Raw genomic sequence first — 20,812 nt, forward strand, 5'->3', positions numbered from 1 at the left:
ACCTTCACCCAAAGGCAGCGGGGGTACGGCGTGCGCCGTACCCCCGCTGCCTTTCGGATCCTTACTTCAGCGTGCCACCGAGGTAGGCGAAGGAGCTGTACGGGCTGCTCGGCGCCCACTGCGACTTCGCGTAGAGGGCGTTGTCCGTGCCGCGCACGAAGACGGAGATCCGCCAGTCGTGGTTGCCGGACGCCTCGATCTCGTTGGTCAGCACGCCACCCTCGCCGGCCCACTCGGTCCAGCCGGCGCTGCCGGTGCCGTGCTGCACGCGGGTGTAGAGCGCCTTGTCGGTGCCGCGCACGAAGACCTGCAGCTTGCCGCTCTTGGTGAGCACCGCGGCCGGGTTGCTGGTCAGCACGCCACCCAGGCTGGTCCAGTTCGTCCAGTTGCCGCTGTTCGGCGACATCTGGCGACGGGTCCACAGCGCGTCGTCGGTGCCCTTGGCGAAGACCTGGATGCGGCCCTTGCCGTCCAGCACCGGCTCGGCGTCACTGGTCAGCTCGCCGCCGACCGTCTTCCACGGCGTCCAGCTGCCGCTGTTCGCGTAGGACTGGCGACGGGTCCACAGTGCGTCGTCGGTGCCGCGGGCGAAGATGTTCAGCCGCTGGTCCTTGTCGAACGACACCGAGGTCTCGCTGGTGATCTGGCCACCGAGCGACTGCCAGCTCGTCCAGTTCGTGCTGTTGCGGTCCTTCTGGCGCTTCGTCCAGACCGCGCCGTCCGTGCCCTCGCCGAAGACGGTCAGGCGGCGGGCCTGGTCCGAGGTGACGGTCGGGTCGCTGTTCAGCACGCCGCCCAGGCTGGTCCACGAGGTCCAGCTGGAGCTGTTCGGCGAGGTCTGGCGCTTGGTCCAGATCGCGTTGTCGGTGCCGCGGGCGAACACCTGGATCCGCCGGGCCTCGTCGATGCCGACGCGCGGGGCGCCGGTGACCACGCCACCCAGGCTGACCCAGTTCGTCCACGAGCTGGAACCGCGCTTGATCTGCGTCTTCACGAACACCGCGTCGTTGGTGCCGCGGACGAACGCCGAGAGACGGCCGTCGCGGTTGAGCGCGGTGTCGATCGCGGGCGCCTCGGCCGGGCCGGCGCTGCGCGTGACGACCGGCTTGGCCTCCACGACCGGCGCGGCCTGGGCCGGAGCCGAGCCGATGACGCCGCCGAACAGCGTGAGCGCGGTGGCCGTGACAATGGCGCCCCGTACACGTCGGGTTGCGACTGCACCCTCCATGACGTTTCTCCTTCCGGTTCAGGTGGCGCGGCCCCGGACCAAGCCGTCCTGGTCGGACGGATGGTGGAGGTCCGGGTCGTACGCGCCCCTGGCTGGTGGGGTTTGCGGTCGAGTCCGATACGCGCGCAATGCCCGTTCTGACCGACCACAACGGAGCGTAATTTGCCGATGGCCTCTCCGTGGCCACTTCTTCGCGCCGCCACGCCGCGATGCCTGTCGCGTAAGTGACACTTAAAGTAAATAGGACGAAATAACGCGATATTAACGGTTTGTTAGCGCGGGCAACCGGATGATTTGCGGCGAATCGCCGCGGTGTCACCGCTGCCCTGTGCTACCGGCCGCGCCCGTGGGCCCGTATCGACGTGGATGGCCGGGCCGCGGCGAGGCCCCAGGCGCCGCCCGGCCGCACGTCGCCCGTACAACACCGGTATGCGGGCGTCCGCGCCGCGCACCCGGACGACCTCGCCCCGACCCCCACGTCGATACACGGCCTAGTCTGTGTCGATGCGTTGGCTCAGATCTGCTCCGGTGATCCTCGGCGTCGCCGGTCTCGCCGTCGCCGGGGCCGTGCTCCTGCTGCCGTGGGTCGCCGGTGTCGCGGCCGCGACGGCCGCGGCGCTGCTCATCACGCACCCGTCGGTCGGCCGGGTGGCGGACGCTCCGGCCCGCGTGCTGCTGCGGGCGATCCCGCTGCTGGCCGCCGGAGCGATCGTGCTGCGGATGTGGGAACTGGGCAGGTGGCGATTCGTGAACCCGCTCCAGGCGGCGCTCGACGTCGACCGCTACCGGACCGCCTACGCGGCCCAGCTCCTCGCCGTCGGCTGCCTGATCCTCGCGATCGGCTGCGTCGGCGCATCGATCACCCGATCGCTGCACCGGTCACGCCCGGCCGTGTCCGCCGGGCCGCCCGCGCCGGCGACGCCCGCCGGGTCGCCCGCGCCGGCGACACCCGCCGCGCCAGCCGTGCCCGCTGCTCGGGCGGCAGCCGTGCCGGCCACGGCCGCGCCAGCCGTGCCCGCCGCGCCAGCCGTGCCCGCTGCTCGGGCGGCAGCCGTGCCCGCCACGGCCGTGCCCGCCGGGCTCGCGGTGATCGGCGGGCTCGTGCTCGTGGCCGCGGCGTGGGTGGCCGTGCGGATCGCCGTGGCCGGCGGTGACATGTTGCGCACCACGCTCTCGCTCGCCGGACTCACTGAGGGCGGCGCGTTCGTGCAACCGGGTCTGAGGTATTCGGCGGCCTCCACGGTTCCGGCCGGCATCGTCCTCGACGCGGAGTCCGCCGCGCTCGCCGGTGCGGCGCTGCTCGGCGCGCTGCTGGCGGTGCTGGCCGGCGCCCGCCTCGCCGCACCGGAACGGGCCTGACCTGCCGGTCCGCGCGGCCGCCGTGGTGTTTCGGCCCGGCCACCGCGTGACCGGCAGAGAGGCCGCCCGCGGCCGACCGGTGCCCGCGGGAGCACTGGGAACCCGGCCACGCCGGAAGCGGGAAGACGGTCCTCTGATGTTCTTTCCGCTACGCGGGCCGCTACAGCGTCATCATCTTCGCGGCCAGCGCGACCGGGGTCAGGTCGCCGTTGCGCAGCTCGTCGGCCGCGGCGGCCTCGCCGATCGTGTCCAGGTGCTCGGCCGCGGTGCGCAACGCGCGGTCGTCGCCGCTGAGCAGCTTGCGGGCGATGTGCGTCTGGGCCGCGGTCAGCTTCGCGAACGCGCACGTGTCCAGCGCGGTGATCATGCGCTCGTCGAGCGTGCCCTCCATCGCGCGGCGGGTGCCGATCTCCAGCAGCCACTTCGGCCACCACGCGTAGCGGCCGACCAGGCTGCCGTACCGGATGGCCTCCTCCGGTGAGCGGCCGGCCGCCAGCAGGTTCACGGCCAGTTCGGTGTCGAAGCGCTCCAGGCGCAGTGCGGTCATCGCCAGCAGCAGCGTGGGGTGCGCGCCGAGCAGCGGTTCCGCGGCCGCGGCCGCGCCCGGGTAGTCGCCGGCCACCGCGGCGTCGACCACCTGGGCCTCGGCGAGCCGGGTGCTGTCCGCGTCCACCCGGTCGAGCGTGCTGCGCAGGCGCTGCCGGGCCGCCGCGGCGTCGTCCGCGAGACTCTCGTCCAGCGGGCGCAGCAGGTGCCGGTTCACGGTGGCGGCGGCCAGCTCGACCTCGCGGCGGACCAGCGGGTTGGCGATCCGTGGCGAGAGTGCGCTGGTCAGCTCCTCCAGGAAGTACGGCGCGTCGAAGTGCTCCGAGGTGGCGAGCAGCTCTGCCCACCAGGCCACCGAGTGCGCGGCTACTTCCTCCATTTGTCCAATATATGGTGAAAAATGGCCAGAGTCTGGGCGAAAGGCGTAGGCGCGGTCACGCGGGTCGTGGCTTGGGTCACGTAACGTATCGCCCGGCGGTAACGTACGGAAAACTCCGACGAAACGACGGTTCCCCGTGCCGGGACGCCGTCCCGCGGTGCCTGTGAGGAGGGGACGATGACCACGTTCAAACCCGGTCTCGAGGGTGTGATCGCATTCGAGACCGACATCGCGGAACCGGATCGCGAGGGCGGCTCGCTGCGCTATCGCGGCGTGGACATCGAGGACCTCATCGGCCAGGTGTCGTTCGGCAACGTGTGGGCGCTGCTGGTCGACGGCGAGTTCGGCCCCGGCCTGCCGCCGGCCGAGCCGTTCCCGGTGCCGGTGCACTCCGGCGACATCCGCGTCGACGTGCAGTCCGCGGTCGCCATGCTCGCGCCGTACTGGGGGCTGCCCCAGCTGCTGGACGCCTCCGACGAGCAGGCCCGCGCCGACCTGGCCCGGGTCTCCGTCACCGCGCTGTCGTTCGTCGCCCAGTCCGCGCGCGGGCTCGGCCTCCCCGCGGTGCCGCAGAAGGAGATCGACAAGGCCGACACCGTGGTCGAGCGCTTCATGCGCCGCTGGCGCGGCGACCCCGACCCGCGGCACATCAAGGCCGTCGACGCGTACTTCATCTCCGCGGCCGAGCACGGCATGAACGCGTCCACGTTCACCGCGCGGGTCGCGGCCTCCACCGGCGCGGACGTCGCCGCCTGCATCTCCGCCGCGATCGGCTCGCTCTCCGGCCCGCTGCACGGCGCCGCACCCACCCGCGTGCTGCAGATGCTCGAGGCCGTGGAGTACTCCGGCGACCCGGCCGGATACGTCCGCGGCGTCCTCGACCGCGGCGAGCGCCTGATGGGCTTCGGCCACCGCGTCTACCGCGCCGAGGACCCGCGCGCCCGCGTGCTCCGCCGCACCGCCAAGGAGCTCGGAGCGCCGCGGTACGAGGTGGCCGAGGCCCTGGAGCGGGCCGCGCTCGAGGAGCTCTCCGCCCGCCGCCCGGACCGCGTCCTGCCCACGAACGTCGAGTTCTGGGCCGCCGTGGTGCTCGACTTCGCGGAGGTGCCGGCGCACATGTTCACGTCGGTCTTCACGTGCGCCCGGGTCGCCGGCTGGAGCGCCCACATCCTCGAACAGAAGAAGCTGGGCCGGCTCGTCCGGCCGTCCGCCCGCTACACCGGGCCGGATTCGCGCAAGCCGTCCGCCGTCCCCGGTTGGGACTCGCTGTAGGTCACGGCGCGACGAGCGCGTGGAACGGGGTGCCGGCGCGCAGGCCGGCCACGAGGTCGTGCACGGCGGCGGGACCGCCGGACGCGGCGAGCCAGTGGCTGACCAGGCAGGCGGCCTTCGGGTAGGCGTTGTCCGCGCCCGCGGTGCTCAGGTTCCAGTCGCGGGCGGTGAGCGGCCGGGCCTCGGCCGGCGGCAGCAGGCACCGGTCGGCGCTCCCGGCCGGCGCGAGGTAGCGGGGATCGTCGGAGACGACGACCGCGAGGCCTTCGTCGAACCACCGCGGGACGGTGGCCGAGCCGAGCCGCTCGTGCAGTTCGACGTGGGCGAGCTCGTGCGTCGCGATGACCGGGTCGAGGCCGGCGGGGGAGAGCAGCACGCCGCGGTTCAGGACCGCGATGCCCCTGCTGCCGCCGCCGCGTAGCCGCTGGTAGCAGTCGTCGGTGACGCAGGCCAGGACGCGCGGCGCGCTGACCCGGTCGCCGTAGAACGTGCGCAGCGCGGCGTCGGCGGTGGTGAGCGCGGCCGTGACCGTCGCGCGCCGGGCGCCGGTGGCACCGCGTTCGACGTACACGCGCGGCTGGATCTCGGCGAAGCCGTAGCAGGCCGGGCAGGCCAGCGCGACGACGGACGGGTAGGCCACCGTCAGCGCCGCGATCGCGGTGACCATCAGGACCAGCGGGATCGCGGCGAGGACGAGCACGCGGCGCCGGGGAGCGCGTGCGCGCCGAGCACGCCGGCGCCCCCGAGGATCCACGGTGGTCAGTCTATGCGGAACCGGGGTGAGCCGCGTCCCGGTCGGTTTTCGGTGTTCCGCATCGCGCCGCGGCGGAGTTAGACTCGGGGCAGGCCGAGAGGCGCTGCGACGGACCGTGGTGTCCGCCACGCTCGGCCTGTGTCGTTTGACGAAGGGCGCCTCCGTACCGCGGAGGCGCCCTTTTCGTCGTCTCCCGGTATCGCCGCATGGCCTGACGAGGCCGATGGCGTCACACAAGAGGAGAAAAAACGTGAAAAGTCAGGACTACAAGGTCGCGGACCTCTCGCTGGCCGAGGCGGGACGGCACCAGATCCGGCTGGCCGAGCACGAGATGCCCGGCCTGATGGCGCTGCGCCGGGAGTACGCGGACGTCAAGCCGCTGCGCGGGGCGCGGATCGCCGGCTCGCTGCACATGACCGTGCAGACCGCGGTGCTGATCGAGACGCTGGTCGCGCTCGGCGCCGACGTCCGCTGGGTCTCCTGCAACATCTTCTCCACGCAGGACGAGGCGGCCGCGGCCGTGGTCGCGGCCGGCACCCCGGTCTTCGCCTGGAAGGGCGAGACGCTGGAGGAGTACTGGTGGTGCACCATGCAGCTGTTCGACTTCGGGGACGGCCAGGGGCCGAACCTGATCGTCGACGACGGCGGCGACGTGACGCTGCTGGTGCACAAGGGCGTCGAGTTCGAGCGGGCCGGCGCGGTTCCGCAGGCGGCCGAGGGCGACCACGAGGAACAGCGGATCATCCTGGAGACGCTGCGCGCGAGCCTGGCCGAGGACCCGCAGCGGTTCACCCGCATCGCCGCCGGACTGCGCGGCGTCAGCGAGGAGACGTCGACCGGCGTGGCCCGGCTCTACCGGATGGCGGCCGAGCAGACGCTGCTCTTCCCGGCGATCAACGTGAACGACTCGGTGACCAAGAGCAAGTTCGACAACAAGTACGGCATCCGCCACTCGCTCGCGGACGGGCTCAACCGGGCCACCGACGTCATGCTCGGCGGCAAGCTCACGGTGGTCTGCGGCTACGGCGACGTCGGCAAGGGCGCGTCCGCCGCACTGCGCGGGCAGGGCGCCCGCGTCGTGGTCACCGAGATCGACCCGATCTGCGCGCTGCAGGCCGCGATGGACGGGTTCGAGGTCACCACGGTCGACGACGTCGTGGACCGGGCCGACATCTTCATCACCACGACCGGCGGCACCGACATCATCACCGCGGACCACATGTCGCGGATGAAGCACAACGCGATCGTCGGCAACGTCGGCCACTTCGACACCGAGATCGACATGGCCGGGCTCGCGGCGTACCCGGGGGTCGAGAAGATCGAGGTCAAGCCGCAGGTGCACGAGTGGCGCTTCCCGGACGGGCACTCGATCCTGGTGCTCTCCGAGGGCCGGCTGATGAACCTGGGCAACGCGACCGGGCACCCCAGCTTCGTCATGTCGAACTCGTTCGCCAACCAGGTGATCGCGCAGATCGAGCTGTGGACCGGCTCGTACGCCACCGGCGTGCACATGCTGGCGAAGCACCTGGACGAGAAGGTGGCGCGGCTGCACCTGGACGCGCTCGGCGTCCGGCTGACCACGCTCACCAAGGCGCAGGCGGAGTACCTCGGCGTGGCCGTCGAGGGGCCGTACAAGCCGGAGCACTACCGGTACTGACGCACGGAAGCGGGGCGCCGGCCGGCGCCCCGCTTCACCCTCGCACTCAGTTCGCCGCGGCGACCTCGTACAGCTTCTCCGGCGCGACCAGGCCCGCGTAGAGCTTGCCCTCGTCGGTGACCAGCACGCTGAACAGGTTGCTGGAGAGCAGGTTGCCCTTGCCCCAGGCGCCGCTCACCTCGGGGAACGTCTCGGACAGCGCGGACAGCTGGTCGGCGCTGAGCCCGTCCTCCGGCGCGGACTCCGGCTTGCCGGACTGCTTCTCCGACCCCGGCACCGCACCCTGGGCCGCGTTCAGGTCCACGGTCAGGACCGTGGTCCAGCCCTCGCCGACCGTCTTCGGCTGCGCGGCCTCGGCGACCTTGTCCATCGCGGCCCGCTCCTCGGCCGTCGGCTCCTTGCCGGCCTCGGCCGTGGCGTCCTCGAGGTCCTTGGCGTTGCCCTCGGTGACGGTGCCGCCCGGCGGTGGGTTGAACGCGAACTGCTCCGCGTCCGGCCGGCCGAAGTCGACCTGGGTGAACGCGATCTTGAACGCGGACACGCTGTCCTTCTTCGCCAGCACCTCGACCCGCAGCGGGATCTTGTGCTCACCGTCGATCGCCAGCCGCACCTCGCCGACCAGTGACGCGTCGTCGCGCGGCCGCAGGATCAGCTCGTACGCGTCCCGGCCGGCCACCTTCGCCGACCGGCCCACCACGACCTCGGTGGTCGGGTCCACCGCGGCGAGCGCCTGATCGGCGGCCTCCTGCGGGGTGGTCGGCAGGTCCGAGGCCAGCGGCAGCGGCGCGTCGTCCGCGTGCTCGGCCGGGACCGTCCAGTGCTGCGCGGTGTTGCCCGCGCTCTGCCAGATCCACACGTCCGTACCGTTGCGGATCACGTCCGTCTGGCCGAGCGTGCCGACCAGCGCGACCCGGGACTTGTCCGGCTCCGAGTGCCAGACGCGGAGCGTGTTCGTGCCGGCGACCAGCGAACCGAGGTTGCCGGTCTCACCGCCGACGTCCGCGGCAAGCTTCGCGATGCCGGGCAGGCCGAGATCGGCCGACTGCACGACGGTGCCGGACAGGCCGTCGACCTTCGCGTTCTGCAGATCGACCAGGAGCTCGGCCGCGCTGCGCTGCGGGAGCACCGAGTCGGCGCCCGCGGCGAGCGCGCCCACCGCGGCGCCTCCGCCGATGATGGTGACCGCGGCGGCGGCCGGGATCAGCCACCGTCGGGCCGTCTGAGACTTCATCAATGACATGGGTGTCGCACCTCCTGCAACCATGATGGGTCGGCGTGCCTGTGACGAAGCTGAGCCGCTGAGACCGGCCTCAGGGACTTCGTGGCACTGTAACCCCCATGCGACTGCTGGTGGTCGAGGACGAGGCCCGGATGGCGCGGGCGGTGCAGCGCGGCCTGCAGGCCGAGGGGTTCGCGGTGGACGTGGCCGCGGACGGGCCGACCGGGCTGGAGATGGCCCGGCACGGCGGATACGACGCGATGATCCTGGACGTGATGCTGCCCGGCCTGTCCGGCTATCGCGTGGTGCGCCAGTTGCGCGCCGAGGACGTGTGGCTGCCGGTGCTGATGCTCAGCGCGAAGGACGGCGAGTACGACCAGGCGGACGGCCTCGACTGCGGCGCCGACGACTACCTCACCAAGCCGTTCTCGTTCGTGGTGCTGCTGGCCCGGCTGCGCGCGTTGCTGCGCCGCGGCGCACCGCAGCGGCCGGCCGTGCTCACGGTCGGCGACCTCACGCTCGACCCGGCCCAGCGCCGGGTCGAGCGGGCCGGCGCCGCGATCACGCTGACCGCACGCGAGTTCGCGCTGCTGGAGTACCTGATGCGCCGGGAGGGCGAGGTGGTCTCCAAGACCGAACTGCTCGACCACGTCTGGGACGCCGCCATGGAGACCGCGCCGAACGCGGTGGAGGTCTACGTCGGCTACCTCCGCCGCAAGATCGGCCGGGATCTCCTGGAGACCGTGCGCGGCGCCGGCTACCGCCTCTCGGCGCTCTAGATGACGACCACCCCGTCCGCGGTACGCCGTGAGCGCTCACTGCGTACCCGCATCGTGCTGCTGGGCGTCTTCGGGCTCACCGTCGGACTCGCGCTCGGCGGGATCACGCTGATCGGCGCGCTCGGCTTCGCGCTGAACCGCACCGCGAACGCGGAGGCGGCCAAGACCGCGCAGGGCGTGGTGGCGCTGATCCGGGAGGACGTGCTGCGCCCCCCGGCACCGGTCCCGGTGGCCGGCACGGACGTGCGCGTGCAGGTCGTCGACGACCGGGGACGGGTGCGGCACTCGTCGGTCGGCGCGGACCGGCTCGTCCCGATGCTGCACCCGGACGAGCTGTCGCGCGCCACCGCGGGCGAACGCGTGCTGATCGACGGCGTGCGGCTCGGCATCGAAGGACCGGTGCTGGTCGTCCCGGCCGGCGTCGACACCGGGGACGGCCGCCTCACCGTGCTCGTCGCCAAGTCGATGGACGACCTCTACCAGAGCGCGAACGTGGTCCGTACCGCGCTGCTCGTCGCGTTTCCGCTGCTGGTCGTCGTGCTCGCGATCGTCGGATGGCGGGTCGTCGGCGCCACGCTGCGCCCGGTCGAGGAACTGCGGCGCGGCGCCGAGGAGATCACCGGCAGCGGGCGGGCCGGGCGGCTGCCGGTCCCCGCGTCCCGCGACGAGATCCACCGGCTCGCGGTCACGCTCAACGACATGCTCGCCCGGCTCGACACCGCCCGCGCCCGGCAGCGCGCGTTCGTCGCGGACGCGGCACACGAGCTGCGCAGCCCACTGGCCAGCATGCGGGTCCAGTTGGAGGTCGCGCAGCGGCTGCCCGGCGACACCGACTGGCCCGCGTTCGCCGACGACCTGATGCTGGACGCGGACCGGCTCTCCCGGCTCGTCGACGACCTGCTGCTGCTCGCCCGCGCGGACGACTCGGCCGAGGCCGCGCGGCGCACCGCACCGGTCGAACTCGGCGAACTGCTCACCGACCTGGCCGCGCGCTACCCGGACGTCGCGTTCACCGCACCGGCCGAACAGTTCTGGACCGACGGCGACGCGGACGCGCTGCGCCGCGCCGTGTCGAACCTGCTCGACAACGCGGGCCGGCACGCGCGGTCCACGGTCGCGCTGACCATCGGCACGGACGCCGGCCGGCACCTGATCGCGGTCACCGACGACGGGCCCGGCATCCCGGCCGCGGACCGGGAACGCGTCTTCGACCGGTTCACCCGGCTCGACGACGCGCGCGCCCGCGACGCCGGCGGATCCGGACTCGGCCTGGCCATCGTCCGCGAGGTGGTCCGGCTGCACCACGGCACGATCACGCTGGCCGACGCGACACCGTCCGGCCTGCGCGCGGAGATCCGGCTGCCGGTGCTGCCGGAGTGAGCGCCCGGCCGCCTCCCCGTTACCTTTTTGATCAACCCCTTCGGGGTTGTTTGGTCGCTCGGCTCGGTATGGCTCTTTCCCCCTGTCGTACGCATGATCCGGGGGGTGTTGCCGCCGGGTCGGGTGGCGTCGACGGACCGCTGAATAGGGACCCGGCCGCCCCGCTTGCTGGGGTTGGTCTCTTCGTAACGTGGGTGCCGGCAGTTCGACGCCCGACCGCGACTGGACCCCGGTTGACCTGCGGTGATGGAAGGCATGCGGTGCACAACGAGTACGACGTGTTCCTCGGGCTCGACGTCGGCAAGAGCGACCACCACGCGGTCGCCCTCGGCCGGGACGGAAAGCGGCTGCACGATGCGCCGCTGCCGAACACCGAGAAACGTCTGAAGACCCTGTTCACCAAACTCGCCCGGCACGGCCGGGTCCTGGTCGTCGTCGATCAGCCCGCCTCGATCGGCGCCCTGCCCGTCGCGGTCGCCCGCGCCACCGGCTGCCAGGTCGCCTACCTGCCCGGACTCGCGATGCGCCGCCTCGCCGACCTCCACCCCGGCACGGCCAAGACCGACGCCAGAGACGCCTACGTCATCGCCGACGCCGCCCGCACCCTGCCCCACACCCTGCGCCGCGTCGACACCGGCGACGAGACCCTCGCCGAGCTGGAGGTCCTGATCGGCTACGACGACGACCTGGCCGGCGAGGCCACCCGGATCAGCAACCGCATCCGCGGCCTGCTCACCCAGATCCACCCGCCACTGGAACGCATCCTCGGCCCCAAAGTCACCCACCCAGCGGTGCTGGAACTGCTGTCCCGTTGCGGCGGCCCCGCTGGGCTGCGCACGACCGGCCGGCGCGACCTCACCTCGATCGTCGCCCCGAAGGCGCCACGGATGGGAGCCCGGCTCATCGAGCAGGTCCTGGCCGCGCTGGACGAGCAGACCGTCACCGTCCCCGGCACCACCGCCGCCGAGACCGTCCTGCCCCGACTCGCCGACAGCCTCCGGCAGGCCATGCAGCAGCGTGACCAGGTCGCGGACGAGGTCGAACGGATGCTTGATGCCCACCCTCTCGCCGAGGTCCTGACCTCGATGCCCGGCATCGGCGTCAGGACCGGCGCCCGGATACTCCTCGAAGTCGGCGACGCCACCGCGTTCAAGACCGCAGGGCACCTCGCCGCCTACGCCGGGCTCGCGCCCGTGACGCGGCGTTCCGGCAGCTCGATCCGCGGCGAACACCCGCCGAAATCCGGGAACAAGCAGCTCAAACGCGCGTTCTTCCTCGCCGCGTTCGCGTCGCTGTCCCACCCACCATCCAGGGCCTACTACGACCGCAAACGCGCTGAGGGCAAGAAACACAACGCCGCCATCATCTGCCTCGCCCGCCGCCGCGCCGACGTCCTCCACGCCATGCTCCGCACCAAAACCCCGTACCAGCCCAAAACAACCAAGGAATCTGCCCCTGAGGCTTGACGAAAACCATAGGGACACCCCCCGGTCAGCGGCTCGTGCAGACCTCCGGCGCCTTCTCGATCTCGCTGGTCGAGTAGACGATCGCGACCGTGAAGCAGTAGTCGGCGTCCGGGTTCAGGTTGTAGACCGGGTACTGCTCGCTGCCGGCCGGCAACTCCTCGATCGCCACCGAGTTGCCGCGCCGGCCGCCGGTCAGCACCACCGGGCCCTCCGCGTTGTCCGGGTACGTCCAGGTCAGCGTCACCTGCGTGCGGGAGTCCTGGATCCGCACGTTCGACGGCGGGCCACCACCCGCGCGAGCCGGAGCCTCCGCCGGGGGCGGCGTCGCACCGCCGGACGGCGGGTTCGCGCTCGCGGTCGGCGCCGGCGGCGGTGCCTCCCGGGTGTCGCGCTCGGTCAGCAGGAAACCGCCGATCACCACGACCGTGCCCAGCCCGACCGCGACCAGCGCGGCCACGATCTTCCCGGTCGGACGCTCCGGGTAACGCTCCGGCGCGAGGCCCGGCGCGCGCCGGGCCGGCACCAGCATCCCCGGCCGCTGCTGCGCCGGCCCCGCGGTCAGCGACCGGTCGCCCTGGGTGCGGCGGTGCGCCTTGATCTGCGCCTGTCCGGGCTGGCCGTAGCCCGGCGCCAGCGGCGAGTAACGGCCACCGGGCGGCGGCGTGCGGACGCCCCGGGCCGGCGAACGCCACGGCTGGTCCTGCCGGGCCTGACGCTGCGCGTAACCGCGGGACTGCTCGTCCGGCGGCCGGCTCTCCACCGGCGCGCGGTTCTCCGCCGGGACCGGCTGCCGAGGCTGCGCGACCGCGGGCGGCGAGGCCTGCGGCGGACGCCCGGCCAGATCGTCGAAGACCGCCGGCGGCAGCGGCGCGGCCGAACTGTCATCCGTCCAGTACCGCTCGTCCGGCGTTGCCTCCCGCCGGTCCGCATAGCGATCGTCGGGCGTGCCGGTGCCGTCGTGGTGCGTGGCCGGGGTGGCGCCGCGCTGGTCGGCGTAGGGATCGGCCGGCGTGTCGGTGCGGTAGCCGTGGTTGGTCGGCGTGGCCTCGCGCTGGTCGGCGTAGGGATCGGCCGGTGTGCCGGTGCGGCGGTCGTCGTAGGAGGCCGGCGACGGCGGTGTCGCGTACCGGGCGGCCCGCGCCTGCGGCGGTACCTGACCCGGCTGCTCCGGCCGCTGCGGCGCGGCCGGTGGCGCGGCCGACCAGGCCCCGGACGCGTCCGGCGGACGCCAGGCCGGCGGCTCGTCCAGCGGCCGGTCACCGAACGACTCGTCCGCCTCGGATCCCGCACCGCTCCAGGCGTACCCGGCGCCGGACGTCGCGGCCGTGCCGCCGTCGTCCGGCGTCCCCGCTCCGGGCCGCACGTCGCTCCACGCGTGCGGGGCGCCGGGCGTCGCGCTGGTCCCGGCGTCGGCCGGCCGGTCCGCTCCGGTCTCGGAGCCGCCCCGGGCACCCGCGCCGGACGACCCCGCGGCCGGACCGGACTCGGCCGGCGCGGCCGGCGGGGGGATCGGGGCCGGATGGGCCGAGACACCCGACACCCACGGGGTGGACCGCGGGATGCCGGACGCGGGATAGCGCGGCGTGGGCGCGGCGTCCGGCGACGGCGTCCTGGCCGGCGGCGTCCACGGCGTCGCGCCGCTGTCGCTGCCCCGGGGCCACGGCTCGGACGGACCGCGCTCGGTCGGTGGCTGCCACGCCTCCGGCCGCCCGGTCCGGGGCCGCCAGGGCTCCGGCGCCGGCTGCTCACCGGGTGTCGGTGGGCCACCCGGCAACCCCGGCCGCTCGCCACCCGGCCCGGCCTGCCCGGCGAACCCGGCCCGCTCGTAGACCGGTGGCTCGCCCTGCCCGGCCGGCCCGCTCTGCTCGTGAACCGGCAGCCCGGCGTGCCCGGTCGGTCCGGCGTGCCCGGTCGGCCCGGCGTGCCCGGTCGGCTCCGGGGCCGGTCGCCCGGCGTCCGCGGGAGCGTCCGGAGCCGGTGCCCACGTCTCGTGGGCGGCCGACGGCTGCGTCCCGGCCGGCGGCGTCCACGGTACGTCCGCTCCGGCCGGCCGGGGCGCGGCGTAGAAACTGACCGCGCGCCACGGCTCGATGTCGTCGCCGCCCTGCAACGGCGGATGCCACGGCCCGACCACCGGCTCATCGTCGCGCTCCGCCAGCCGGCCGGAACCGGACGCTCGCTCCGCCGGCCCGCCGGGATCGGACTCTCGTCGTGGCAGGGCGCCGCCGTCGGGTTCCGATGTCGTGCCGGTGCCGCTATCCGGGAGCGGCAGCGAACCGGCACCGAAATCACGCTCCGGCGGAACGCCCGCGTCGAGATCGTGCCCCGGCAGCGCGTCGATGTCGGCCCGCGGTGGTGTGGTCGCGCCGAGTTCGTCTTCCGCGGGCGTGCCGGTGCCGGGCGTGTAGTGCGGCGGCGTGCCGGGGCTGGCCGGCGGTGCCGTGGCGGTACCCGAATCCGGCGTCGGCGGTTGCCACGGCGCGGCCGGCTGCGTGTCGGCCGTGAACGCCGAGGCGTCGTCCTCCAGCGGCGGGGACTCGGAGCCGGAGCGCCGATCCCGGGAGCCGTCCGCCGGTTCCTCAACCGTTGCCGCAGTATCGACATCGCTCGGGAGCGGTCGCCACGACGCTGTCGTGTGGTCGTCGCCCACCGCACGTGTGCCCGATTCGCGATCCTCGTCCGGCGGCGCGGGCACCACGGATTCCGGAGCTGCCGTTGCCTCGGTCGCCGCCGCGCGTGTTCCGGGCTCGGGCGCCGCCGGTGCGAGCGCCGTGTGATCGGGCGTTGCCGGTGCGAGCCCCGAGAGGCCGGATGCCGTCGGTGCGGGCGCGGCGGACTCGAGCCCTGTCGGTGCGGGAGCCATGGGATCGGCCGCCGCCGGTGCGGAAGCCGCGGAATCGGCCGCCGCCGGTACGGAAGCCGTGGAATCGGACGCCGCCGGTGCGGGTGCCGCGGGATCGGGCGCCGCGGGTGCGGATCTCGCCGGGCCCGGGTGCGTGGGTGGCAGGCGCCAGGCCTCGGTGCCGTCGTCCTCGCTGGATCCCCGCCACACCTCGCCGCCCGGCCGGCCGATGTCGGAACCGTCGTCCTTTTCGGACGCGCCGTGCGGCGACTCGTCGTCATGCGCGACAGCCGCCGGCGCCGACAGACGTGCCGGATCCGCCGACTCGCCGGGCGCGGGTGGGTAGCCGGCACCGCCCGGGAACGTCGTAGCGTCCGCCGGCTCCGGGCGACCCGCGGCACCGTCGGCCGCCCACGAACCCACGGCGCCGGCCGTATCCGCCGCACCCGAGGCCCGGGCGGCATCCGCCGCACCTGAGGCCTCAGCGGCATCTGTGGGACCGGAAGTGCCCGTGGCACCGGACGCGCCCGCGGCACCGGAGCCGGCGGAACCCCCCGCCGCGCCCGCGGTGTGCGCGACACCGGCGGCCTCCGGCGCCCACGGCGACGGTCCGGTCTGTCGCTGCGGCGCCGTCCCCCACGGGGAGCCGGCCGCCGGCGTCTCCCGCTCCGGTGCCGCGCCGGTGACCGTGGCGTCCGCGGCCCGTGCGGCACCCCGCGTCTCCGCGTCCCCACCGTCGATGCCCGGGCCCGCGGGAGCCGGGCCGTCGCCGGCACCCGCCGGCTCCGGGTCCGGCCCGGGATCGGCCGTCGCGGCGGGGTGCGCGGCTTCCGGCGTACCGGTGAAGGGCAGGGTTTCGCCGAGGGGCGGGTCGGCGGAGAAGTCGTCGTCGGCGGGGGAGAGGTTGCGGCAGACGTGGTCGGGGTCGGCGGACGCGCGGGCGAGCGCCGCGATCTGGGCCGCCATCGGGTGGCCGGCCGGCAGGTATTCGCGGCAGAGGTCGCGGGCGCCGCCGAAGAGCTGGTGGGCCTCGCCGAAGTTGCCGCAGTCGCGTTCCATGGTGCCGAGCCGGGCCAGCATCTTGATGCCCGCGGGGTGGCCCTCGCCGTAGGTCTCGCGGTGCCGCCGGTACGCGTCCGCGAGCAGCCGCCGGGCCGTCACGCACTCGCCGCGCGCGTGTTCGACCGTGGCCAGGTCGGCCTGGGCGGCCAGCACCCGCATCGAGCCGGGACCGTCGACCAGGGTGAGCCGGGCGACCACGTCGCGGTAGAGGTGCGCCGCGCCGGCGAACGCCCCGACGCGGTGCAGCACGGCCGCGAGCGTGGCGGCCGCGACGACGGTGCGTTCGTCGGCCGGGCCGCGCAGTCGCCGCTGGGCGGTGTGCGCGAACGTGGCCCAGGCCCGTGCGGACCGTGGCTCGCCGAGCGCGACCAGGATGCGGGCGAGCAGGCCCGCCGCGTCGGCCAGGTCGGCGGACGCGCGCAGCGGATCGACGTCGACGGCGGCGAGCGCGTCACTGAGCAGCATCTGGGCGGCCCCGAGGTCGCCCGCGCCGACCAGTTCCTTCGCGTGCGCTGTCAGTTCAGCCAATCCGTGGGACACGTGCCCCATAGTGCTCGTTCCGGAACGATGTGTTCAAGTGGGCGCTCTCGGCGGTGCTGGTCCGGGAATGCCGTACCGGGCGATTCCGGACTGTCGCGAAGCCGTCAGCGCAGTTCGTGCTCCGGGTCGAGGTGGTCGAGCAGCCGGGTGCCGATCGCGCCGAGCTGGGTGAGCTGTTCCGGGGTCAGCTGGTCGAAGAGGTGCGCGCGGACGCCGTCGACGTGCCGGGGCGCGGCCGCGGCGAGCACCTCGTACCCGCGCTCGGTGAGCACGGCGAGCTGGCCGCGCCGGTCGGTGGGGCAGTCCTCGCGCCGCACCCAGCCCTGTTCGGTGAGCCGGGTGACCGCGTGCGAGATGCGGCTGCGGGACGAGGCGAGCGAGTCGGCGAGGTCGCTCATCCGCATGCTGCGGTCGGGTGCCTCGGAGAGCCGGACCAGGATCTCGTAGTACGCGTGCGGCATGCCTGAGTCCCGCTGCAGCTCCCGGTCCAGCGTCTCCAGCAGGGCCCGGGAGGCGAAGAGGAACGCCCGCCAGGTGCGTTGCTCCTCGGGGTTCAGCCAGCGCGTCATGACCGTATGATAATCAACTAGTTGAACCTTCAACTACCAAGATGGATGGAGGGATCGTCATGGGTGTCGTCCGGCTGAACCACGCCGTGCTCTACATCAGCGACCTCGACCGGAGCGTCGCGTTCTACCGGGACGTGCTCGGCTTCCGCCAGGTGCCGATGACGCCGAACGGGTTCCGCGCCGCGTTCATGCAGGCGCCGGACTCGACGAACGACCACGACCTGGGGCTGTTCGAGATCGGGCCGGCCGGTCCGTCGATGGCCGGGCGGGCCACGGTCGGGCTCTACCACCTGGCGTGGGAGGTCGACACGCTGGACACGCTGGAGGCCGTGATGGCGGCGCTGGCGAACGCGGACGCGCTGGTCGGCACGTCCGATCACGGCAGCACCAAGAGCCTCTACGGCAGGGACCCGGACGGGCTGGAGTTCGAGGTGGTCTGGCTGATCCCCAAGGATCTGCTGGACGACGCGGCGCTGGCCGCGCGCAGGACGATCGGGCGGTTGGACCTCGACCGGGAGAAGCGACGGTACGGGGGCCAGACGCGCGGCGGAGTGGGAATCTCTGTCAGCGCCTGACCCCCGGGCCGGCTCAGTTCGCCGAGCGGGACTTGTCCTGCTTCCAGGAGAACGGGCCGGGCAGGTCGACGCGGTGCGCGCGGGCCTTGGAGTTCCAGGACCAGCGACCGATCTTGATACTCCACGACGAGAAACCGTTCTCGGTGAAGTTGAGGATGAGCGGTCCGAACTTCTTACGCTTACGGAACATCAGGCCCATGGCGTGTTGCTCCCTTCGTCTGCATAGCTGCCGGGGTTGTCGAACATGTGCCCGAAACCCCGGCAAAGCAAACGTTCGGGTGATTCTCAGCGCGGTTCCCAGGCATCGGGCCTGGTCGTCAGCTTCTTGACGTGGTTCGGCAGCCGGCCGCTCACCACGTCGGCCAGGCTGGTCTCGTCCACCACCTCGCGCACCGCGCTGCGGACCGCGACCCAGAGCTTCGGCAGGTTCTCCGCGGCGCCGTCGTACCGCGTCTCCTCCGGGCGCATGCCGCGCACGCCGGCGAGCGGTCCGTCGACCGCGCGGAGGATCGCGCCGATCATGATCTCGCGCGGCGTCTGCGCCAGCGTGTAACCGCCCTCGGCGCCGCGCTGGGCCCGGACGATGCCGGCCCGGCGCAGGTCCGCGAGCACCGCCTCCAGGAACTTGCGCGGCATGTCCTGCTCCTGCGCGATCGCCTGGGCGGACATCAGTGAGGGGTGGACCGAGGCCAGGCTGAGGGCGGCTCGGACGGCGTACTCACCACGCGCGGAGATCTGCACCCCCACATTGTTACCCCGGGTACGCCCGCCGCGTGCGCCGCCCCGCTCTGTCCGGAAATCTCTAGATTCGGTGGAAGGCCGTGGTGCGCAACGCGTGCGGGCCGGAGTCGTGCGCGTCCAGCGGCGGGCCGGGCAGCGCGGCCCGGAACGCGCCGGGCGAGCAGCCGGTCTCCCGGTGGAAGAAGCGGCCGAAGTTCGTCGGCTCCGGGAAGCCCAGCGCCCGGCCGATGTCCGCGATCGGCGTCTCCGTGCAGGCCAGCAGCCGCCGGGCCTGCAACGCCACCCGGTCGTCGATCACCTGCTTGGCGCTGCGGCCGGTGGCGGCGAGGCAGGCTCGGGTGAGCGTGCGGACCGAGCAGCCGAGCAGCTGGGCGTACTCCTCGACGCGGCGGCTCCGGGCGTACCCCGTCTCGATGGCCTTGCTGAACTCCTGGAACATGGCCGGCTCCGGCGGGGTGCGGTCGCCGGCGATCAGCGCGATCCGCAGCATCAGCACGGTCAGCTGGTGGCGCAGCAGCCGGTCGGCGAGCGGTGTGCCGGCGTGCCGCTCCCGGTCCACCACCAGCTGGCTCACCTCGCTGATCACGGCGTCCTCGTCCTCGCCGGCCAGCTGCCACCCGCACCGGCCGCCGGGTTGCCAGTGGTCCGGCAGGTCCTCGGGGTGCCAGGAGATGAGCACCGCGTCCAACCCGGCCCGGCGGCTGAGCCGGATCGCCTGGCCCGGCCGGGCCCACAGCAGCGTGCCGGGGCGGCAGTCGTGGCGGACGAAGTCGATCTCCTGCGCGCCCTGACCGACCGTGACCAGCAGCAGGAGGTTGCGATCGAGAAGGTACGGTCCGTCGCCGGAGACGTCGCTGAGCGTAGTGGCGCCGATGCCCGTGGGGCTTGCGAGTTCGTTGCCCGGCCGCGCCTGACCGATACCGACCATCCGACTCACGGTAACCGTCCCTGGCCGGCGACGCATCCCCGCATTTTGTTGTTGCACATTTATGGCAATTTCGTAGCTTTTCGCCGGATATGACTGACCCGCGCGTACCGGTTGGTACCGCGCGGGTCATATCAGTTCTTCTGTCCCTTTTAATGCCGCCTTTTATCGCCCTGCCAGCAGTCGGTTCACGGCCGCGTCGACGTCGAGGTGATCGCCCTCTCGGCCCCTCGGCACCACCACGTACGTCCGGCGAAGGAACCGGACCAGTACGCTCCGTGGTACCTCGAAGAGGGCGTTCCCGTCCGGCGACGACAGGGCCAGGGCCACGAAGTCACCCTTCGGCGTGGCCCACGGCCACACCCGGACGTCGCCGATCCCGGCCGGCTCGTCGAGCCCGGTGACCAGCAGTTCCCGCGCGAACGACCAGCTCACGGCCTCGCCCCCGGCCGTCTCGGCGTGGAACAGGACGTGCACCGCGTACGGGTCTGACGGGTCGTAGCGAAGGCTGGCGCGCACCGGCAACGCGGTAGCATCCGGTGCGACAAGCCGCAGCGACGTCTCGACCTCGACGGTCGTCGGTCGGATGACACTCATTGACGTTCTCCCCCCGGCACCGCTGCGGGGTACTCACCCCGCGTATCCCATACTCAGCGGATACATCCGATTACGCTCCGTCATACGCTGATCTCACCCAGTAGTAGGAAGTCGGTACCGAACTGGTCTTCCAAAAGCGGATTTCTAGTAAGATCCCGGCGTCTTGCCTGCTCCTCGGTCCGCCATCGCGGCGGTACCAACGTCGACTCACTCCGGTAACGTCGTGTTGTCCGGTTCAGTGACGGCCCTAGCGCTACCGGGGGTAGGTAATGGCGGCAAATCCCTCCACGGCGTCCAATTCCGGGGTGGCAACAGTGGGCGATCATGAAGAGGTGGAAACCCTCGAAGAGGTCGTCCGGCCCACGCCCGCATGGCGACGCCGCATCACCGGCACGCTCGACGGCATTCGCGCCAATCCCACCGGCCGGATAGCCCTGAAGATCGGCATCGGCGTCCTCGGCGCGATCGTGGTCGCGGTCGGCATCGTCGCGATCCCGCTCCCCGGCCCCGGCTGGGGCATCGTCATCGTCGGCCTCGCCATCTGGGCCATCGAGTTCGCCTGGGCCCGCCACCTGCTCCACTTCACCCGCAAACACGTCCAGGCCTGGACCCGCTGGATCCTGCGCCAGCCCTGGCCGCTCCGCTCCCTCCTCGGCCTCCTCTGCTTCCTCTTCGTCAGCGCGATCGTCTGGCTCTCCCTCCGCCTGACACTCGGCATCGATCTCATCCAGATCGGCCTGGACCTCCTCGCCCGCTTCTGACCCCGCACCGAGCCGAAGAGCGGCACACCAATTTTCCCGCTTCCGGCGGATCACGTTCCGCATGCTCCCGCGGGCACCGGTCGTCGCTGGCGCTCCTCCCTGCCGATCCCGGCGCGACCGACCCCCGGCCGTCCTCGGCGCGGCAGGAGCACACGGCCGGC

General features: G+C 73.0%; 18 protein-coding genes. 8 read left to right on the top strand and 10 right to left on the bottom strand.

The window, feature by feature from the left end; genetic code table 11:
* Positions 1-61 precede the first annotated feature (61 nt).
* Positions 62-1,228 carry a PLL family lectin gene (locus J2S44_RS28180; protein WP_310420067.1) on the bottom strand — a complete coding sequence of 389 codons (1,167 nt, stop codon included), beginning with the start codon at positions 1,226-1,228 and terminating at the stop codon, positions 62-64.
* A gap of 504 nt (positions 1,229-1,732) precedes the next feature.
* Between J2S44_RS28180 and J2S44_RS28185 the strand changes: the two genes are divergently transcribed.
* Positions 1,733-2,587, top strand: coding sequence for a hypothetical protein (locus J2S44_RS28185; RefSeq protein WP_310420069.1), 855 nt, complete (start codon positions 1,733-1,735; stop codon positions 2,585-2,587).
* Between the two features lie 160 nt (positions 2,588-2,747).
* Here J2S44_RS28185 and J2S44_RS28190 read toward each other — a convergent pair whose 3' ends face one another.
* Positions 2,748-3,512, bottom strand: a complete 765-nt coding sequence (locus tag J2S44_RS28190) for a hypothetical protein (protein ID WP_310420071.1) — start codon at positions 3,510-3,512, stop codon at positions 2,748-2,750.
* Between the two features lie 177 nt (positions 3,513-3,689).
* On the opposite strand from J2S44_RS28190, the gene J2S44_RS28195 reads away from it, so the two are divergent.
* On the top strand, positions 3,690-4,784 hold the full coding sequence (locus J2S44_RS28195) for a citrate synthase 2 (RefSeq protein WP_310420073.1): 1,095 nt from the start codon (positions 3,690-3,692) through the stop codon (positions 4,782-4,784).
* Position 4,785: 1 nt separating this feature from the next.
* Here the strand turns inward: J2S44_RS28195 and J2S44_RS28200 are convergent, their stop codons facing one another.
* A complete protein-coding gene (locus J2S44_RS28200; RefSeq protein ID WP_310420075.1) occupies positions 4,786-5,538 on the bottom strand; it encodes a hypothetical protein in 753 nt (250 codons plus the stop codon).
* 223 nt (positions 5,539-5,761) lie between these two features.
* On the opposite strand from J2S44_RS28200, the gene ahcY reads away from it, so the two are divergent.
* A complete protein-coding gene (ahcY, locus tag J2S44_RS28205) occupies positions 5,762-7,195 on the top strand; it encodes an adenosylhomocysteinase (protein ID WP_310420076.1) in 1,434 nt (477 codons plus the stop codon).
* A 46-nt stretch (positions 7,196-7,241) separates the two neighbouring features.
* On the opposite strand, the gene J2S44_RS28210 is transcribed toward ahcY, so the two are convergent.
* Complete coding sequence (locus J2S44_RS28210) at positions 7,242-8,435, bottom strand: LolA family protein (RefSeq protein WP_310420078.1); 1,194 nt, start codon at positions 8,433-8,435, stop codon at positions 7,242-7,244.
* A gap of 98 nt (positions 8,436-8,533) precedes the next feature.
* On the opposite strand from J2S44_RS28210, the gene J2S44_RS28215 reads away from it, so the two are divergent.
* The 3 genes from J2S44_RS28215 (at position 8,534) to J2S44_RS28225 (ending at position 12,039) form a co-directional block, all read left to right on the top strand.
* Entirely contained in the window at positions 8,534-9,193 is a 660-nt protein-coding gene (locus J2S44_RS28215; protein WP_310420079.1) for a response regulator transcription factor, read from the top strand.
* Positions 9,194-10,573, top strand: coding sequence for a sensor histidine kinase (locus J2S44_RS28220; RefSeq protein ID WP_310420081.1), 1,380 nt, complete (start codon positions 9,194-9,196; stop codon positions 10,571-10,573).
* 260 nt (positions 10,574-10,833) lie between these two features.
* Positions 10,834-12,039, top strand: a complete 1,206-nt coding sequence (locus J2S44_RS28225; RefSeq protein WP_310412446.1) for an IS110 family RNA-guided transposase — start codon at positions 10,834-10,836, stop codon at positions 12,037-12,039.
* Positions 12,040-12,064: 25 nt separating this feature from the next.
* On the opposite strand, the gene J2S44_RS28230 is transcribed toward J2S44_RS28225, so the two are convergent.
* A complete protein-coding gene (locus J2S44_RS28230) occupies positions 12,065-16,483 on the bottom strand; it encodes a tetratricopeptide repeat protein (RefSeq protein ID WP_310420083.1) in 4,419 nt (1,472 codons plus the stop codon).
* A 104-nt stretch (positions 16,484-16,587) separates the two neighbouring features.
* Positions 16,588-17,052 carry a MarR family winged helix-turn-helix transcriptional regulator gene (locus tag J2S44_RS28235; protein ID WP_310420085.1) on the bottom strand — a complete coding sequence of 155 codons (465 nt, stop codon included), beginning with the start codon at positions 17,050-17,052 and terminating at the stop codon, positions 16,588-16,590.
* A gap of 59 nt (positions 17,053-17,111) precedes the next feature.
* On the opposite strand from J2S44_RS28235, the gene J2S44_RS28240 reads away from it, so the two are divergent.
* Positions 17,112-17,627 carry a VOC family protein gene (locus J2S44_RS28240; protein WP_310420087.1) on the top strand — a complete coding sequence of 172 codons (516 nt, stop codon included), beginning with the start codon at positions 17,112-17,114 and terminating at the stop codon, positions 17,625-17,627.
* Between the two features lie 13 nt (positions 17,628-17,640).
* Here J2S44_RS28240 and J2S44_RS28245 read toward each other — a convergent pair whose 3' ends face one another.
* From J2S44_RS28245 to J2S44_RS28260, 4 genes are all read right to left on the bottom strand, one after another.
* Positions 17,641-17,826: a DUF4236 domain-containing protein gene (locus J2S44_RS28245; RefSeq protein ID WP_310420090.1), complete on the bottom strand. Its 186-nt coding sequence runs from the start codon at positions 17,824-17,826 to the stop codon at positions 17,641-17,643.
* Positions 17,827-17,912: 86 nt separating this feature from the next.
* The gene (locus J2S44_RS28250) at positions 17,913-18,368 is read right to left on the bottom strand and encodes an RrF2 family transcriptional regulator (protein WP_307244797.1); all 456 of its coding nucleotides are present in this window, start codon (positions 18,366-18,368) and stop codon (positions 17,913-17,915) included.
* A gap of 61 nt (positions 18,369-18,429) precedes the next feature.
* Complete coding sequence (locus J2S44_RS28255; protein WP_310420092.1) at positions 18,430-19,296, bottom strand: helix-turn-helix domain-containing protein; 867 nt, start codon at positions 19,294-19,296, stop codon at positions 18,430-18,432.
* Positions 19,297-19,458: 162 nt separating this feature from the next.
* Positions 19,459-19,890, bottom strand: coding sequence for an SsgA family sporulation/cell division regulator (locus J2S44_RS28260; RefSeq protein ID WP_306833366.1), 432 nt, complete (start codon positions 19,888-19,890; stop codon positions 19,459-19,461).
* Positions 19,891-20,222: 332 nt separating this feature from the next.
* On the opposite strand from J2S44_RS28260, the gene J2S44_RS28265 reads away from it, so the two are divergent.
* Positions 20,223-20,651, top strand: a complete 429-nt coding sequence (locus J2S44_RS28265) for a TIGR02611 family protein (RefSeq protein ID WP_310420094.1) — start codon at positions 20,223-20,225, stop codon at positions 20,649-20,651.
* Positions 20,652-20,812 lie beyond the last annotated feature (161 nt).

The sequence above is a fragment of the Catenuloplanes niger genome (assembly GCF_031458255.1).
Classification (GTDB): Bacteria; Actinomycetota; Actinomycetes; order Mycobacteriales; family Micromonosporaceae; genus Catenuloplanes; species Catenuloplanes niger.